We start from the raw sequence: 18,226 nt of genomic DNA, 5'->3' as shown, positions 1-18,226 counted from the left end.
GTCGAGTGATTGATTACACCATATTCAAGAAGTGAGGGTTAGACACATGAGAAAAGCACATCCACATGGCGTACAAGGCCGTCGTCCAGTGAACCAAAAGAAGGACGCCAAGCGCCAAAAAGAAATTTCAAACTTGCAACAATGGCTTAAGAGCGAAAACAAGAAGTAATTCTTGTTGATTGCAAGCATTGCAGGTAAAAAAGGTCTCATTTAAGCGACTATGCATGGTCACTTAAATGAGACCTTTTTTCTATGCCAATCCCTGATAGAGTTCATAGTATCGCCCACGATGCTGCAGTAATTCCTCGTGAGTACCCCGCTCAATGATCCGACCATTATCGATCACCAAAATCAAATCTGCGTTAAACACCGTAGATAGTCGATGCGCAATCACAAAGGTCGTTCGGTTAGCCATCAAATTATCCATTCCTGCCTGAACCAAACGCTCTGTTCGGGTATCAATATTAGAGGTTGCTTCATCTAAAATCATCACTGGCGGATCCACGATTGCGGCACGGGCAATAGCCAGCATTTGACGTTGCCCGGACGACAATTCCTCACCATCGCCAGTAATCTCCGTATCGTATCCTGCTGGTAACTCATTAATGAAGACATCCGCCCGCGCCAACTGAGCCGCAGCAATCACTGCCGAATCGTCAGCATCGGGAATACCATAACGAATATTATCCCTGATAGTACCCGTAAACAAGTGCGTATCCTGCAGAACAATCGCTAATGCCCGACGCAAATCGGCCTTCTTAATGGTTGCAATATCCACCCCATCATACATAATCTGACCGCTATCAATATCGTAAAACCGATTAAGCATGTTAGTAGTGGTCGTCTTCCCAGCCCCGGTCTCGCCAACTAGGGCTATTTTCGTGCCTGCTTGTGCTTCAAAACTTAAATCATGTAACCCAACGTTGGATTGTGGATAGGTAAAGTTCACGTGAGCAAATTTAATGTTCCCCTTTACCGGCACCCGTGGTCGTGAAGTATCTACTGGCTGCCAGAACCAGCTCTCACCCTCCTTGACCAACGTGGTGGTTCCTTGATCATCTTCAGGAGTCTCATCAAGCAATTGAAAAATTCGCCCAGCACCCGCCATGGCCTGCACGATTGAATTTAATTGCTGCGAAATCTGCGCGATTGGCTGACTAAATGAACGGCTTAACTGCAAAAACGCAGCAATTGTCCCCAAAGTAATCAGCGTCGGGTGCATGATTGCTAAGCCACCCCCTAATACTGCAATTAAAACGTACAGCAAATTTCCCATATTACCCATGATGGGAAAAAGCATGGTGGCAAACCCATTGGCGTATCTGGCATCGTTACGCAGCGCGTCATTGTACGTTTCAAACTCGGCTTGCACCTGTTTTTCGTGGGAAAACACTTTAATCACCCGTTCGCCATTCAGCATTTCTTCCACAAAGGCATTCAGCTTACCCAGGGAAGCTTGCTGAGCTCGAAAATACCTGGCACTGCGATGAGTCAGCCACCGTACGATCACAATGCTGGCAGCAAAAATAGTCAGCGAAACTAAGGTCAATACGGGACTCAAAAACAGCATAGCTGCTAGTGCGAAGGTCACGTTAAACAGCGCTACCACAAACTGAGGAAAACTTTGCGTAATTAACTGCATCAACGTATCCACATCGTTTGTGTAGCGACTCATAACGTTACCGTAGTCGTTTTGATCAAAGTAACGCAGCGGTAGCTCCTGCATTTTCTCAAACATCTGGTTTCTAATCGACTCTTGAATCCGTTGACCAATCACCGCCATGATTTGCGAATAAATCACGGTAGCAATCACTCCAACGTAGAAAATAGCCGCCATCACACCGATTGCCACCAATAGCGGTTTAAAATCTGGCTTCGCAACACGGGTCAACGGCAGGATGTAGTGATCGATTAACCGTTGAATGAATAGTGAACCAGCCACCCCTGATAAAGCGCTTAAAATAATGGCTATTAGGCTGATACTCAGCCAACCCTTATAATCACTCACCAACAGTTTTAAAAGGCGCCAGAAGGTCTCACGTCGCTTATTCATGGCGGTCACCTCTTGTCTTCTGCTGTGCTTGGTAGAGTTGCCGATACCATTGATTAGAGTCCATCAATTCGTTATGGGTCCCAACGGCTTCAATACCGCCACGCTTCATGATAATGATTTGATCAGCATCAATAATACTGCCGATTCGCTGAGTGATCATCAGCTTAGTAACCTCAGGCAAGTCCCGTTTAAACGCTTGACGAATCCGTGCCTCGGTCTGCGTATCGGTGGCACTGGTAGCATTATCCAAGATTAGGATCTTCGGCTGTTTCAACAGCGCTCGTGCAATCGTCAGCCGCTGACGCTGACCACCCGAAACATTTTGACCCGTCTGCTCAATTCTGGTATCCAAACCTGCTGGTAAATGATCCACAAAATCCTTGGCTTGAGCCTGCTGAAGCACCTGATTAAGCTGTTCATCCGTGGCAGCTGGATTACCCCATTGTAAATTTTCTCGAACTGTACCCGAAAATAAAATGGTATTCTGCAGCACCATGGCAACTTGATCCCGTAAAGTTTTTAAATTGTATTGCCGCACATTCTTTCCGCCAACCCGAACAACGCCACTAGAAACATCGTATAGTCGTGGAATCAATGATACCAGAGTCGTTTTAGAAGTCCCTGTTTCACCAATAATGCCCACCACCGCACCACTCTTAATGTGCAGGTTAACGTCTTTTAGCTGATCGTCATCGGTGCCGGGATAACTGAACGAGACGTGTTCAAAATCAATCCTGCCATCCGTGACTTCGGTTTCAGCATCCGGCAGCGCAACGATATCTGGCGCCGTCTCCAGCACTTCCACCGCACGTTCTGCAGAAGCCTGTGAGACTGATAACTGAGAAAAAATCATGGCTAGCATGTTCAAACTGTATAAAATCGAAATGCTGTACGTAAACAAACTGACGAATTGGCCAATCTCTAGTGTCTTACCAACAATCAACTTAGCGCCAAGCCAAGATAAAATCAGCATGGTCGTACTGATTACAAATTGCATCAGCGGCATGTTTAGAGCAACGATTCGTTGTGCCTTAGCGAAAACCTGAGCGATTTCTTTTGCCGCCTGTCGAAACTTAGAGATTTCAGCGCCCTGCTGCCCGTACGTTTTCACTACCCGAATACCACGAAGATTTTCTCTGACCACTCGGTTTAACTTATCATACTGACGAAATACCTGTCGAAATAGTGGTCGAGATTGCTTGACGATCCAGAACAACCCAATTGCCAGCACCGGAACCACGCACACAAATAACCAGCCCGCTTGGCGACTGACTAAAAACGCCATGATGATGGAAAATAGCAGCATGGAAGGCGCACGAACTGCCACCCGAATCAACATCTGATACGCTGTTTGAATATTCGTAATATCGGTGGTCAGGCGAGTAACTAAACTAGAAGTGGCAAAATGATCTAAATTTTGAAAGGAAAAGGTTTGAATTCGACTGAAGAGATCATGCCTTAAATTTTTAGCAAAACCAGCTGCCGCCTGACTTGAAAACCAACTGGCACTGGCACCTAACGTCAGGGATACTGCTGACATCAACAGGAGCAATCCGCCAACTTTAATCACAACTGATAAGTTGCCCGGACGAATCCCTTGGTCAATAATGGCGGCCATTAAAAACGGGATAAACGTCTCAATGGCAGATTCTGAAATCACGAGTAACGGTGACACCATTGTTTGAAGCCGGTATTCACGTACCGATTTTAATAACGTGTGCAGCATTGCTTACACACCCCCACGTACTGAAATTACCGTAAGTTTACCATGAGTCTCGTTAAATTTATGGAAGAAACACTTGCCGCTTATTCCATAAAAAAAACATGCCTCCCGACTAAAAGATTAGTCGAAATGCATGCTTCCCATACCTCAACGTTTTGCGTTCTGGTTAATCGCCAACTACCAGCACAGGTGTAATCGACCGCCGAACCACATACCCAGTGGTTGACCCCATGATGGCCCGGTTTAATCCGTGAACACCTGACTTACCGATAACGGTCAAAGTAGTCTCCAGCAGGTCCGGTAACGTCTCCGAAATAGCCTGTTTAGGAATACCCACCTCGAAGTCTGTTTCCACATCAACGCCAGCATCTTTAGCCCGCTTTTTAGCTGCCTGCAATGATTCTTCAGCCTGTTCTTTCATGTGTGCCATAATGTCATCGCCAAAAATTGCCCCATATTGGGTGTAACTCTGATCGTTAGCAATCGCGACAACCGTAATCTTTGACCCATAATGTTTCGCAATATCAACTGCAGCATCCAGCGCCCGGTAAGCATTCTCACTACCATCAATTGGAACTAAAATTTTCTCAAACATAAATGACACCTCCGCTTCTTTTCTACTTTTATGCTACCACATTTGAAAGCGCTAACGTTAAAATATGTACTAAAACAATGTGAGCAATTTCACCCTTATTTCCAAGAAAAAAAGTTAAAAATAATTTTTCTTTGGCAAAACGCAACGCAACAGTACGTCGCTTCACCTGTTCAAAATGTCAAGATTGAATTCTATATTTTAGCTCCCTATAATGAAGCTTGAGTTTTTAAATCGGGGGGATATTAATGCAAGAAACAACCAAGGATTTATCATCTACCATTACCAAAGCCTATCACCATAATTGGGTGATCAAGCTGACGTTAAGCCAATCCGAAGCTGTTACGGGAATGGTAAACACTTCCCCAAGTGACGGGGGATTTTACCTGACTCATGACGGTGATATTGAGCGGTTTGAACTGGAAGATCTCAACAACGTCACCGTGATTGAAAAAAATTGGTGGAAAATCTAGCACCAGTTTAACGTTATGAAAGCTGGCTGACGATCCGTTAGCGGCTTAGTCAGCATGAGTTAATACTTTACACTTAATTAAATAGTCTCATTATTCAGCTAATTTCGACTGAGTAATGATCATAAAATCAAGCCGGTTCCAAAGTCTATTGACAACTTTGAGACCGGCTTTTTATAATCAATCTTATATCAAAGCCACTGAGGTAGCAGTATAATAAGAACAGTCTACTAATCAGATGGAGGTTATCAAATGGCAGATAAAATTGATCAAGATTTAATAAAAACAGATTTATACGACGCCGTAAACGGCGAATGGCTTAAAACAGCCACCATCCCAGGCGACCACTCAACTACAGGCGGGTTTACCGACCTCTCGGATGGTATTGAGAAAACGTTAATGGCCGACTTTAAGGATTTATTAGCTGGTAAATTAACACCTGAAAACGATGAAATGAATGAATTCAAGAAATTTTATGAACTCGTCAGTGATTTTGACAAACGGGAAAAAGATGGCAGTACACCTTTAAAGCCATACCTTGACCGAATTGAAGCTCTTAACAACTATCAAAATCTCAGTGACCAACTGGCTGACTGGATTTTAGCTGGTCTGCCAACACCGTTCTCACTGGATATTGATTCAGATATGAAGGATTCCACTAAGTACGCGCTGTTTGCTAGCGGGCCACGCTTATTCTTGCCCGATAAAACTTATTATGATAAGGATAATCAGGCCGCAAAACAGTTAATGCCTGTACTAGAAAAGATGATGACCCAGTTATTCGAACAAGCTGGTTATGATGCTTCTAAAGCTGAAACCATCATTGAACAAGCAACTGCCTTTGATCGACTGATTGCACCTCACGTTAAATCAGCCGAAGAAGGTGCTGATTACAGCAAGATGTACAATCCACGGACACTTGCCCAAATTGCTGACAGCACTGATAAATTGGACCTGAGAACCGCTATTACGACGCTAGTCCACGGCACACCGGAAAAAATCATCGCAACAGAACCAGACTTCTTCGATGCCTTGGGTGACCTACTGACGGATGATCATTTCCAGATGATGAAGAGCTGGCTCCTGTTCAAGACAGTCATGGGCTTATCCAGCTACTTAACCGACGAGCAACGACAAACTAGTACCATCTACGGTCGTGCGATGAGTGGCCGTAAAGAAGCCCGTAGTCAAGAAAAAGCCGCTTATGATTTAGCCACTGGCACCTTTGATCAAGTCGTTGGTGATTACTATGGCCGCAAATACTTTGGTGAAGCTGCTAAGCAGGACGTTCATGACATGGTGGTTAAAATGGTTAACGTCTATAAGAAACGCCTGGCTAACAATACTTGGCTTGGTAAAGCGACCCGTGAAAAAGCGATTTTAAAGCTTGATAAATTAGGTATCCAAGTGGGTTATCCAGATAAGATTGACCCGCTATACCGTAAATTCAAAGTCACTACTGCTAGTGAAGGTGGCAGCGTACTGTCTAACTTGATGACGTTTACCCGCATCCGGAACGAAGACGATTTTGCCCGTTGGAATCAACCCGTTGATAGAAGCCGATGGGAAATGAGTGCCTCAACTGTTAACGCCTACTTCCATCCCTTCTACAACATCATCGTGTTCCCTGCAGCAATCCTGCAGGCACCGTTCTACAGTCTCAAGCAGTCTTCTAGTGAAAACTTTGGTGGTATCGGTGCCGTCATCGCCCACGAAATTTCTCATGCTTTCGACAATAATGGCTCGCTGTTTGACGAAAACGGCAGTCTAAACAACTGGTGGACAAAAGAAGATAACGAACACTTCCATGAATTAGCAGAAAACATGGTGAAGGAATTCGATGGCTTGCCTTATTCAGGTCAAAAAGTGAATGGGAAGCTGACCGTTTCCGAAAACATTGCCGATGGTGGTGGTCTTAGCTGTGCTTTGGAAGCCGCTAAAGGTGAATCAGACGTAGATTTGAACGCCTTCTTCCTCAACTGGGCCAAGATTTGGCGCCAAAAGGCCACGCCAGAACGCGAACAGCTGTTACTGTCCATCGATGTCCATGCCCCAGCTAAATTGCGGGCTAACGTTCAAGTTCAAAATCTGGACGATTTCTTCAGTACTTTCGACGTTCAACCGGGCGATAAGATGTATAAGGCACCGGAGGATCGTGTGAAAATCTGGTAGAGTGTGAAAACAGGCGTCTAGAGAGCGGAGTGTAAGTGGATAATGCTAAAAATCCTGGGCTTGGATTATTAGCATTATCTGCTTACATGCAGCTCTCTGCTTGTTTGAACACGTTTATGAGAGCGGAGAGTAAGGCGTTTGGATTATTAGCGTTATCTGCTTACATGCAGCTCTCTGCCTGTTTGAACACGTTTAGACTATATTGACGCGTAGAACCCCAAGTACGGTTATCACTAAATTTTGGCTAAAAATAACTGGAGGTCTTTCCCTTGCATAATGTGTATTTCAATCACGATGGTAACGTTGACGATTTAGTCTCACTTTTACTACTACTTCAGATGCCCGACGTTAACCTGATTGGTGTCGGTGTTACTGATGCAGATGGTTATGTTGATCCTGCATCTTCCGCTTCGCAAAAAATCATTGATCGTTTCGGCCATGAGGGTCGCAAACCGGCTGCCGTGGCCAAATCAAATTCACGGCCAGCTCACCAATTCCCCAAGGAGTGGCGGTTAAGCGCCTTTTCATTTGATGATTTTCCAATATTAAACGAACACGGTGAACCAAAAACACCTTTGGCAGCAAAACCGGCTCATCTAGACATGGTCGATGCCATCAAACAATCTGCCACACCCGTTACCCTAGTGATGACTGGTCCATTGACAGATTTGGCCCGCGCCTTAACGACTGACCCTTCAATTGCCGAGAATATTGAACGGCTATACTGGATGGGTGGTGCCATGAACAGCCAAGGGAATGTTGCTGAACCAGGACAGGATGGCACAGTAGAGTGGAACGCCTACTGGGATGGACAAGCAGTCAAGAAAGTTTGGGATTCACCGTTAAAGATCACTATGGTGGGCTTGGACAGTACGGATCAAGTCCCATTGACCAAGGAACTCAGAACCCGATGGGCCAAACAGCGGCAGTATCCTGCGCTGGATTTAATCGGTCAGGGCTACTCACTGGTTCATTCCTTTGAAGCTAACTCAACTTACTACCTGTGGGATGTTTTAACGACCTTAATCAGTAACTACCCTGATTTGGTTGATTCAATTCCCGTTAAAAGTGATGTGATCGACCACGCCCCTTCTGAAGGCCGCACCTTCATCACCGAAAACGGACGTGACATTACCTTCGTCACAAACGTTCATGCTGAAGCTTTCTTTGATAAAATTGATGAACTTGCTAAATTAGCGACTGACTAATGTAAAAATAACAAAAGAGCGGTTATCCTTCATTTTCGGGATAACCGCTCTTTATTATTAGATAACACCCTCACGCAACCCCATAAAAATGGTTAAAATCAGCAAATCAGCTGACCCACCCAAACTGAGGTTACGTGCGGTAAAAATCTCGTTTAATTCGTCAAGAAATGCCATTCCCTGGACCGTTCGACTGCCGCCTAAAGCGAAGTACCGTTCTGACTGTAAGTGCGCCCAGGAAACGATATCGTTGGTTTTAGCGCGCTTCACCAGATTAGTATCCACACTATTACCCACGATGGTCATCAAGGTATCCAACAAACGTTGATTCTTGGTCCCCTGATGCTGACGCAAGGCAGGCAAGGCAATGTCCATCACCGTTGGAAAACCGGCTTCGGCTTCGCCACGAATCCCTTTAATGCCATAGGTCAAATACTCTTTCTCTCCAGCCGTTAACGACTCGGGTGCCTTATCCGCTAATCCTTTAAAATCGTTAACAGTTAAATCCTTCAGCATGAGCTGAACGATCTTCTGTAACGAAAAATCGTGATGATCAGCATGATAGGCATCCGCAGTCACTAAAATGCCCAGTGAGAAAATGGCACCTTTATGCGTATTAACACCCTTAGTCGCCTCAAACATGGCCTTTTCAGCCTCAATACCAGCCGGACGAATCGCTAAGAACAACGCTCTGAGATCTTCACCTTGAAACACAGAACCCTGCTCAACACAACAGCTGAAATACCGTCTGAGACTCATAGAACTGTCAATAAAGGTGAAGACATTCATGTCAGGATGCGGACCGCTGGAAACAGGATCGACTAACCCTGGTTTGGGATTCACGCTGACTTCATATAGCAGTGCGCGTAATGCATCGCCTACTAAGGTGTCTTTTTCGTGATCGTTCATATCTAACGTCCTCCTGCAGCTTCGAATTCAGCTGTATAAATCTCACTGATTCGAGCTTGTAGTTCCGTTACCGAATGACGTCTAGAACGAGCACAATCCTTCGCTTCTCGATCACAAATCAGACATTGACGTACTGGCAAATCAAAGTCGGAACGGGACAGTGCCCGCTCTTGGCCAGCATGCAAAACGTCCACGTCAAACAACCGCCCCAAATGGTCATGATCCTCGAACTCAACGGCTAACTGTTTGGTTGACGTTGGATCAAGCTCAACGGTAATGAATAGCTCATTTCCAGTTGGCTTATCCCACTGCGTCACCGTCCGAAAGCGCCGAGTCTGCGCCTTTAACTGGTCGTAAAAACGTTGCATACCAGCGGTGAATAACCGCTTAATCTGCTGATTGTTTTTAATCGGCCCAGGAATATTCAGTTTAATGGCAATCACCGTTTCGTTTGGATAGCGATGCAGCAGTTGTTGCTGCAGTGCCACCCGCGCATCGCGATTATCAAGCACATCAGTGATTTCTTGTGGCTGACCAGTTTGAAAAATGGCGGTCATCGACTCAGTCCTTTCAGGAATACGTTTCTTAAATTCGATTTAGTCTTTAACTTCTTTGATCGTATCAATGATTGACCCATCACGGTATTCAATCATGGCAACGGTGCGATCGGTGAATTCAAGTGGCTTTGGCTTGCCCACTTTTTGTTCAGCCAGCTTTTGCAGGTCTTCAATCTTATAAACTGGCACACCAGGTAAGTTACCAAGTGCTTCTTGAAGGTCCTTGCGCTTAGGGTTAATGGCAATCCCATATTCAGTGACCAATACGTCAACTGAATCACCAGGTGTCACAACAGTTGTAACATCTGGCACAACCGTTGCGATACGACCACGAACTAATGGTGCGGAAATAATCGTTAACTTAGCCGTTGCAGCATCTTGGTGACCACCAATGGCACCACGAATCACTCCGTCGGAACCAGACATGACGTTCACGTTGAACTTGGTGTCGATTTCCAGAGCACTCAGGATAACAACGTCCAACTGGTCAACCATAGCACCCTTGTTATCGGGATCAGCGTACCATGAAGCATCGATTTCTTGTTGGTTGGCACTGGTATGCATTGAATCAGCAGCACCCTTGTCAAAGTCTTGAACATCCATGACCTTGTCGACTAATCCTTCTTTTAACAGATCAGTGGTTGGCTTAGTAATCCCACCCAAAGCGAAGGAAGCTTTAATCTTATTATCAATCATAGCCTGACGCAGGTAACGCGTAACTGCTAAGGCTGCACCACCTGAACCGGTTTGGAATGAGAAGCCGTCCTTGAAGTAAGGTGAATTAACAATCACATCGTTAACCGTAGCAGCAATCTTCAACTCCTTAGGGTCCTTAGTGAACCGGGTAGCACCGGAACCAATTTTATCAGGGTCCCCGACCTTATCAACTTTAACCACGTAGTCCACTTGAGTCTGCTTGATTGAAGCTGGAGTGTTTGGATAACTCACAATGTTATCAGTCAGTAAAACGACTTTGTCGGCGTATTGAGCATCCATTAAAGCATAACCCAATGAACCGAAGACAGCGTCGCCTTCCATACCATTAGCATTACCAAGTGCATCCGCGTTAGGCACACCCAAGAAGGCAACGTCAATCTTAATGTCGCCGTGTTCGATTGCCCGGGCACGGTTACCGTGTGAACGGAAGATAACGGGGTTCTTTAAACCACCGTGTGAGACGAAATCGCCCAATGAACCACGCATCCCTGAACTGGTAATGTGAGTAATGGTGCCAGCCTTGATGGCTTCAATCACTAAATCATTCATAACACCAGTCAATGATGATGGCGCTAAGGTTAGATTCTTATAACCAGCATCAATAATTTCACGCATCACCATGTTGAACACAAAATCACCGTTACGGAAATGGTGATGGAACGAAATCGTCATGCCATCTTTTAAGGTGTCTTTGATTACTTGCTTAATTGACGTCACAACCTTGTTGTCACCGGTTGAAACGTGCACTTTAGGGGCAACCCGCTGAATCTCAGGATGACCAATTTCGGTGGATTCAAATGGTTGGTAGTTTAAATCCTTCATAACATCTTCTGGTAAGTCGCGATTAACACTATTTTTCAATGTAATTACCCTCCTCATCAACTAGGTTGGACGCTTTAGCAAGCCGCATCACACGTTGCGCACGTAAAACAACTGGCCGGTCAACCATTTGACCGTTCATTGAAATCACACCTGAACCCTTAAGCCGGGCTTCTTCAATGGCGTTGATCACGTTCTTAGCGTTCAAGATTTCCTTTTCAGTTGGTTCGTAGACTTTGTTAACCATTTCGATTTGACGAGGGTTAACCAGTGACTTGCCGTCGAAACCAAGTTGGTGAATGTATTCTGTCTCACGGTAGAAGCCTTCTGTGTCGTCCATGTTGGTGAAGACGGTATCAAAGGCAGCCACACCAGCGGCACGGGCAGCATGAAGCACCATGTTACGGGCAAAAACTAATTCAGCACCGTCTGGATAACGGTGGGTCTTCATATCAGTGGTGTAATCTTCAGCTGATAAAGCAATCCCAATCATCCGGTCTGAAGCTGCGGCGATTTGAGGGGCATTCAAGACACCCTTAGCACTTTCAATGGCAGCCATGAGATGAGTTGACCCCTCTTCTCTGCCAAATTCTTTTTCAGCGGCTAAGATATCAGCTTCAAGTTGTTTAACCATGTCAGCAGATTCAGCCTTTGGTAGGCGAATAACGTCAATGCCGGCCTTAACCATGGCTTTAACATCATTAGCATAGAATTCAGTGTCTTGGCCGTTGACCCGGACAACCAATTCAGCGTTGCCATAGTCTTGGGTTTGAAGTGCTTCGTAAACTAAAACACGAGCAGCATCTTTTTCAGACAGTGAAACGGAATCTTCAAGGTCAAACATGATGGAGTCGGCACCATAAATACCGGCGTCCTTAACCATTGCTGGGTTATTACCAGGAACAAACATCATTGTTCGACGTAAACGTTCTTCATTTTCAGCCATTTTAGAGTACCTCCCATGCTGGTTGATCAGTGGTCTGGCTAGCACGTTGGGCTGCCGCAATCGTCCGGGCTTTGATCACACAATCAAGGGCACCCTTATCCACTGCTTTAACCTTTGCGGCTGTAATATCTAAATCGTTTAACGTTGTGGTAATCACCTGACGAATTTGGTCGCCGAACTGTTTTTCAACGTCGGACTGCAAATCAATCTGTATTCCGTCGGCAGCTTTAGAAATCATAATCTGAATATCTGATGATTCCAAAGTACCAGCAACAGCTGTTTCTTTAATTTCCATCAATGTTCATTCCTTCCTGAATCCGTTTTTGTAGGGTTTTTAAATGATTTTGGATAAACTGAGCAGTTGTTTCCGGCACAAAGGCTGATAAACTGCTAGTCTCACCATTTTTGATGAACTGTCTCACTTGTGTTGCAGTAATCACTTGCTGATCACTGGTTAGTGCTTGCTCACGATCAATGACCTTTACCTCAACTGCAGGCGGTAATTCCCGTGTCAGCACGTCGTTATAAATACTGGTGGTGCGCGATAGTGGTTCGGACCCAATGTAGCGTGTCGTAATATTCAAAGCCGGCGCGATGACGTTGCGAAAGATGCGGGCATCTAACGTCGTCTGATAGGTCACAGTCTGATCCGGTGACGCCAAGAAGTAGGCTGGGAACGTCGCATAGCTAACCATGTAGTCGCCACCATTGACCACGATGACGTTATCAAGGTCGACCGTTCCGTCTTTCACCAACTGGAACCGTTCTTTAGTCGTGAATAGGGACGCATCCGTATTAACAACAAAGACGTACACCAAATCGTTTTGACTAGCCGCCTGCTGAACTAAATAACGGTGACCGCGAGTAAACGGATTGGCGTTCATAACGATTCCAGCAACTTGTTTATCCTTTTGACCATCAACCCGTGGAATATCAGCTAAGAAGTCGTTCACATCCGGGCTACCGGTTTCTAAGAATGCGGCTTCGTCTGAATGAGCTAGCTCGCTGAAACCAATATGCTGAAAACTGTCACTGTACTTCAGTTTAGTAAACACAAATAAATGATAGATGTGGTTGGCAAACTGACGATTAACTAGCTCCGAAACAATGGCGTTGAAACGGGAACCAGTGGTCACGCCCTTATTGCAGACACCAATGTACTTCAGCACATTGCCCGCAACAGAACCCGTTGCCACTAGATCATCGCCGTTATAAATGCCAATCGTATAGTCGATTCGATCAACTTCATTGGCAGAGAAATTGGTAATCTTCAGACTCGTTAAAAAATCCTCCCAATCCCTTTTGACCTTGGGGTTGTTAAGGTACAAATCGACAATCTGATTGTCCATGTCAGACCTCCGTCATCAATTCTTTCTTTTGCTCATCGGCGTAATCAACAACCGCTTGGCTGACCGTTTCAACTACCTTGGTATTGAACACACCAGGAACGACTTCCTCGGCCGTCGGTGTTTCAACAACGCTCGCTAAAGCTTGGGCAACAACTAACTGCAACTTGGCATCAACATGCTTGATGCCACTGGCCAGCAAACCTTTAAATAAGCCTGGGAAAGATAAAATATTATTGACCTGGTTAGGATGTTGACTCGAACCGGTAGCAATGACCTTGGCACCAGCTTGGGCAGCAACTTCTGGTTCAATTTCGGGAACCGGGTTTGCTAAAGCAAAGACAATTGGGTCAGCAGCCATCTGCTGAACATCATCACCAGATAGCAGATGCTGATCAGAGAGACCAACAAAGGCGTCCTGATCAGCCATCACGTCACTCAATTTCAAATCTTTTTGGGTGTCACTGGCCTCAATTTGAGCGGCAAAATCACGTTGATACTGATTATATCTCATATCATTTGCGGTAACCACACCGTAAATATCAACTAAAGTCAGTTTTTTGATACCAGCAGCGTAAAGTAATTTAGCAGTGGCTAAACCAGAAGCCCCGACGCCATTAATCACCACTCGTAAGTCTGCTAGTTGCTTACCTACAACTTTAGCGGCGTTGATTAACCCCGCTAAAACGACAATGGCAGTCCCTTCTTGATCATCATGATAAACCGGAATGTTTAATGATTGACTCAGTGCTTCCTCAATTTCAAAACACTTCGGTGCCGCAATGTCTTCCAAATGAATCCCTGCGAAGGACTGCGACATATTTTGAATCGTCTTAACGATCTCACCAGTTGAAACCTGGTTAACCGCAATCGGAATGGCGTTAATACCAGCCAAATCCTTATACAGTAACGCTTTACCTTCAATTACGGGTAAGCCGCCAGCTGGACCAATATTGCCCAAGCCCAAAACGGCGGAACCGTCAGTAATCAAAGCGACCAGCTTACCGCTGACCGTATACTTGTTTTTGAGTTCCGGATGCTTAGCAATCAACTTAGAGAGCACCGCAACTCCGGGAGTATATGCCTTACCTAAATCGGTCTTATTATGTACGCCAAGATCGGATTGAATGTCCAATACACCTGTATGACTCTCATGCACTTTTAAAATTTCACTATTATCTGTCAAACGCACCAATCCTTCCGAACAATCGCTTGTGATTTAATTATTAAGTTCCTCTACTCTTCTAGTTTACTCCGTCTTTTTAACTTTTTCAAATATAATTCATATTTTTTACATTTTTAAAATAAGGATTTTGGTTCTGATAAAAGTGTTTAAAAATACGAACATTTTTGTTTTAACATGATATGATAGTAGTGAAGTCATGTAATGATCTGTTTAAACTTAGACTCGCATCTGATTAATGAACATTTATCAAAGCCGTATATCTGGTATCACTACCTATACTGCTACTGAAACTTTTAGGAGGAGACCTTTTGGACAACATGAAATCCCGCGAGCAACTGGCTAACATTGCTCGCGATTACTACCTATCTAAACTGACTATTTCGCAAATCTCCAAAAAATATAATCTTAGCCGTTATTTAATTACTAAAGACCTAGACGACGCTTTGAACAACGGTCTTGTTAAAATCACTATTAACGCACCCATCGACCGCAACATGGAAATGGAAGCTCGGTTTAAAAAACAGTTTGGCCTGCAAAACGCTTTTATTCTAAAGGACGCTGATAACACTAATGAAGACTATGAAAACGTGGTGGAGTTTGCAGCCGAAGAAATTCAGGACATGCTTCATCGCAGTTCAGTGATCGGTGTTGGCTGGGGTGGCACAGTTGCTAACGTGATCAACCACTTTCAGTCCGAGATTTTAGACGATCTCGTCTTCACGCAATTTATGGGTGACAATTTAAAATACAGTTCAACCCTTGGTGTCACACCATTGGTTCAAAAAGCAGCCACTAAATTCGGTGCGAGCTTTAGGACTATTCCGGCACCGCTCTACATCATCAACGATGATACCCGTACCGCCTTGCAGCAAGAACCAGCGTTAATTTCTGCGTTTACTACCATGGCCAAAATGGATCTATTATTTGCTGGGGTTGGCACCCTAGCATCAATCGATTCCATTCCGCTATGGCAGAATCATCGTGACGAAATTTTAGGGGAAATCGAACCAGATGACATTGCCGGCATGCTGTACGGCCGACCATACGATATTAATGGTCGTATTCTCAATCGAGGCCACGATAAACTATTTGGCGCTTCCTTGGATGCCATCCTCACCGTTCCCCACCGGATTGCCATCGTGAAAAGCAAGTTCAAGGGCCGTGCCCTACTTGGTGCCTTACGTGGTGGTTTGCTGACGGACTTCGTGACAAACGAATCCGTCGCTAACAGAGTACTACTTGAGATGGAAAGATCGTAACCCAGTAAACGCAATAACACAAAAATAAGCGGTATCCCGAAAATCTCAGGATATCGCTTATTTTGTATGATTATTGCGTTGTAGAACCAATAGCTAATTTTAAATTTTCTTCAAAAAGGCTGACAACACTTCATTAAACAACGCCGGCTGTTCCGCCATCACAATGTGACCAGCATTATCGATCACTTGTGCTTGTCCCTGAGGCGCAAGTTCAGCTGCGACTGCCGCAAACTTTGGATCAAAGTAGGGTGATTTTGCACCGGCAACGATTAGCAACGGCATCTGTAAGCCTAGTAAAACATCCCGCCAATCTTGAAAGGCATGATCAACTAAAAAAGCGTTATTCTGTTCTGCATCATAAGGGTGTGCCTGTCTGGCAACGTGGACATTGGTTCGAACCTCATCCGATACACGTGTGGCTGTTGCTGAACCAAACGGCAACTTTAACATTTCTGGGAAATTTTCCCACGTGAGGGTTTTGAACCCGTATTGCCACGTGTCATCACTGATCATTTTGGGACTCTGATCAACATCAACAAAAGCCTTGAACTGATGACGACCAAATAACGACGCATAAGCAAACAGCGTGCTGGCACCCATGGAATTACCAATGCCAATCACGCCAGTCAGATCCAGGTGTGTCAGCAATTCTTTAACGTCGATAGCGTGACGGGACATCCGCCGACCCTTAAACGTTCGTTGAGAGGCGCCTTGATTTCTGGCGTCTAAATTAATTACTCGGTAACCTGCATCAACTAAAAAGCGTTTTGTTGGCAACCAAATTTCACGGTAACTGCCAATCCCACTCAGCAATAAAACCGCTTGGCCGTCACCCTCGTCAGTATAACTAAGCCGAACATGATCACTCGTTGTAAATTCCATTTTTTCACCTCAAACAAAAACGAAACTGTGACAAAACTCGGTAGATTCCAGAATTTAACGTGAATAATGCCTATTCCGTTCTTTTTACGGAATAGGCATTATTTGCGTTAAATGGCCGGAATCTGAGTTTTGTCGCGTAATTAGACTTATATTACCGTATAGATCCAAAGTACCGTAAACACTAATTCTGGCTAAAAATTAATTAAGATACTTACCAATATAGACTTATGCATAGCCTCGTTCGATTAATCTTATTCTATCACTTATTTATTCAGCAGCGAGCAGAATTTCATTCATCTTACGTGCTGATTCTTGCATCTTTTCGGTTTCTTCATCCGTCAAACTGACTTCGATGACCTGACGAATACCACCACCGTTAATCACAGCTGGTGTGCCAATATAGCCATCTTCCAGACCATATTGCCCGCTAACGGGTGCTGAGATTGGCATTACCAAGTTCTCATCCAATAGGATTGCCCGGCAAATCTTCATCAAGCTGACTGCAACACCGTAGAACGTTGCACCCTTACGGCTAATGATAGCGCCACCCTTTTTCTTAACGTCTTCTTCAATCTGAGCCAAACGGTCACGATCAACGTTTGGTAGACTTAATAATGGCTGACCGTTTACCGTTGCTTCATTATAGGCTGCAAACGAACTGTCGCCATGTTCACCTAACACGTAGGCATCAACGTCGCTGGTACTAACATCCAGTTCTTTTCCAAGTGCAACCTGTAGCCGAGCACTGTCTAAGGAAGTTCCAGTACCAATGACACGGTTCTTAGGAAAACCAGAAATGTGCTGCGTTAAGGCTGTTAAAATATCAACTGGGTTAGCTGAAACCACAAAGACACCGTTGAAGCCACTTTCAACAACAGGGGTAACGATTGATTCCAAAATCTTAGTATTTTTATTGACAAGATCTAGGCGCGTTTCGCCTGGCTTACGGGGAACGCCTGCGGTCAAAACCACAATATCTGCGTCCTCAGCATCTGAATATTCACCGGTTCTGATCCGAGCTGGCATCATCATAGGTGTCAGGTCTTCCAAATCAAGGCTATCACCTTCAGCGTGTTCTTTTTGAATATCAACGATCACCAGTTCATCGATCCCACAGTTCTGTAGAAGTGAAAATGCAAACGATGAACCCACGGCGCCGTCACCAACTAATAATACTTTTCGGTGTTTTTTAATCATAATGATAGTCTCCTTTCAGTTGAACCTGATATCTAACAACTATTTCCATTAATATTTTGCTTGTTCTTTATGTCACATTCATTATACTTCATTTCAAAGAAAAATGTTTACTTTTTTAAAAAAATCACGTATTTTTTTAAATTTATTAAATACCATTTTACTAAATCCTAAATAAACGCGTTTTCATCGAGAT

General features: G+C 44.6%; 17 protein-coding genes. 5 read left to right on the top strand and 12 right to left on the bottom strand.

Annotated features, from left to right (window positions below):
• Window positions 1-46 precede the first annotated feature (46 nt).
• Complete coding sequence (locus AC6H04_RS05725; RefSeq protein WP_263850118.1) at window positions 47-169, top strand: hypothetical protein; 123 nt, start codon at window positions 47-49, stop codon at window positions 167-169.
• Between the two features lie 81 nt (window positions 170-250).
• Here the strand turns inward: AC6H04_RS05725 and AC6H04_RS05720 are convergent, their stop codons facing one another.
• From AC6H04_RS05720 to AC6H04_RS05710, 3 genes are all read right to left on the bottom strand, one after another.
• The gene (locus AC6H04_RS05720; RefSeq protein ID WP_497570777.1) at window positions 251-2,053 is read right to left on the bottom strand and encodes an ABC transporter ATP-binding protein; all 1,803 of its coding nucleotides are present in this window, start codon (window positions 2,051-2,053) and stop codon (window positions 251-253) included.
• The gene (locus AC6H04_RS05715) at window positions 2,046-3,779 is read right to left on the bottom strand and encodes an ABC transporter ATP-binding protein (RefSeq protein ID WP_497570776.1); all 1,734 of its coding nucleotides are present in this window, start codon (window positions 3,777-3,779) and stop codon (window positions 2,046-2,048) included. Before AC6H04_RS05715 ends, AC6H04_RS05720 begins: the two co-directional genes overlap by 8 nt.
• A 163-nt stretch (window positions 3,780-3,942) precedes the next feature.
• Window positions 3,943-4,371, bottom strand: coding sequence for a universal stress protein (locus AC6H04_RS05710; RefSeq protein WP_497570775.1), 429 nt, complete (start codon window positions 4,369-4,371; stop codon window positions 3,943-3,945).
• 245 nt (window positions 4,372-4,616) lie between these two features.
• Here AC6H04_RS05710 and AC6H04_RS05705 point away from each other — a divergent pair, with 245 nt between their 5' ends.
• From AC6H04_RS05705 to AC6H04_RS05695, 3 genes are all read left to right on the top strand, one after another.
• Window positions 4,617-4,841 (top strand): hypothetical protein, encoded by a 225-nt coding sequence (locus tag AC6H04_RS05705; protein WP_497570774.1) that lies wholly within the window; start codon window positions 4,617-4,619, stop codon window positions 4,839-4,841.
• A gap of 249 nt (window positions 4,842-5,090) precedes the next feature.
• Window positions 5,091-7,010 (top strand): M13 family metallopeptidase, encoded by a 1,920-nt coding sequence (locus tag AC6H04_RS05700; protein WP_497570773.1) that lies wholly within the window; start codon window positions 5,091-5,093, stop codon window positions 7,008-7,010.
• Between the two features lie 269 nt (window positions 7,011-7,279).
• Entirely contained in the window at window positions 7,280-8,218 is a 939-nt protein-coding gene (locus tag AC6H04_RS05695) for a nucleoside hydrolase (RefSeq protein ID WP_497570772.1), read from the top strand.
• Between the two features lie 57 nt (window positions 8,219-8,275).
• Here the strand turns inward: AC6H04_RS05695 and citG are convergent, their stop codons facing one another.
• Genes citG through AC6H04_RS05660 form a run of 7 tightly spaced genes read right to left on the bottom strand, consistent with a single transcriptional unit; the run spans window position 8,276 to window position 14,695 of the window.
• On the bottom strand, window positions 8,276-9,124 hold the full coding sequence (citG, locus tag AC6H04_RS05690; RefSeq protein ID WP_497570770.1) for a triphosphoribosyl-dephospho-CoA synthase CitG: 849 nt from the start codon (window positions 9,122-9,124) through the stop codon (window positions 8,276-8,278).
• A 2-nt stretch (window positions 9,125-9,126) separates the two neighbouring features.
• A complete protein-coding gene (gene citX / locus AC6H04_RS05685; RefSeq protein ID WP_497570769.1) occupies window positions 9,127-9,681 on the bottom strand; it encodes a citrate lyase holo-[acyl-carrier protein] synthase in 555 nt (184 codons plus the stop codon).
• A 39-nt stretch (window positions 9,682-9,720) separates the two neighbouring features.
• Window positions 9,721-11,259 (bottom strand): citrate lyase subunit alpha, encoded by a 1,539-nt coding sequence (citF, locus tag AC6H04_RS05680; protein WP_497570768.1) that lies wholly within the window; start codon window positions 11,257-11,259, stop codon window positions 9,721-9,723.
• Window positions 11,249-12,163, bottom strand: a complete 915-nt coding sequence (gene citE, locus AC6H04_RS05675) for a citrate (pro-3S)-lyase subunit beta (protein ID WP_497570767.1) — start codon at window positions 12,161-12,163, stop codon at window positions 11,249-11,251. Before citE ends, citF begins: the two co-directional genes overlap by 11 nt.
• A gap of 1 nt (window position 12,164) precedes the next feature.
• Entirely contained in the window at window positions 12,165-12,458 is a 294-nt protein-coding gene (citD, locus tag AC6H04_RS05670; protein WP_497570766.1) for a citrate lyase acyl carrier protein, read from the bottom strand.
• The gene (gene citC, locus AC6H04_RS05665; RefSeq protein WP_497570765.1) at window positions 12,448-13,512 is read right to left on the bottom strand and encodes a [citrate (pro-3S)-lyase] ligase; all 1,065 of its coding nucleotides are present in this window, start codon (window positions 13,510-13,512) and stop codon (window positions 12,448-12,450) included. The genes citD and citC overlap by 11 nt, the downstream gene beginning before the upstream one ends.
• A 1-nt stretch (window position 13,513) precedes the next feature.
• Window positions 13,514-14,695 (bottom strand): NAD(P)-dependent malic enzyme, encoded by a 1,182-nt coding sequence (locus AC6H04_RS05660; protein ID WP_497570764.1) that lies wholly within the window; start codon window positions 14,693-14,695, stop codon window positions 13,514-13,516.
• Between the two features lie 308 nt (window positions 14,696-15,003).
• Here AC6H04_RS05660 and AC6H04_RS05655 point away from each other — a divergent pair, with 308 nt between their 5' ends.
• A complete protein-coding gene (locus AC6H04_RS05655; protein ID WP_497570763.1) occupies window positions 15,004-15,954 on the top strand; it encodes a sugar-binding transcriptional regulator in 951 nt (316 codons plus the stop codon).
• A gap of 99 nt (window positions 15,955-16,053) precedes the next feature.
• Here AC6H04_RS05655 and AC6H04_RS05650 read toward each other — a convergent pair whose 3' ends face one another.
• Entirely contained in the window at window positions 16,054-16,836 is a 783-nt protein-coding gene (locus AC6H04_RS05650) for an alpha/beta fold hydrolase (RefSeq protein ID WP_497570762.1), read from the bottom strand.
• Window positions 16,837-17,103: 267 nt separating this feature from the next.
• On the bottom strand, window positions 17,104-18,033 hold the full coding sequence (locus tag AC6H04_RS05645; protein WP_497570760.1) for an L-lactate dehydrogenase: 930 nt from the start codon (window positions 18,031-18,033) through the stop codon (window positions 17,104-17,106).
• Window positions 18,034-18,226 lie beyond the last annotated feature (193 nt).

It is taken from the genome of Secundilactobacillus sp. MJ173 (assembly GCF_059704265.1).
Note: the sequence above shows the minus strand (reverse complement) of the source record. Positions and strands in the feature narration are given on the sequence as shown.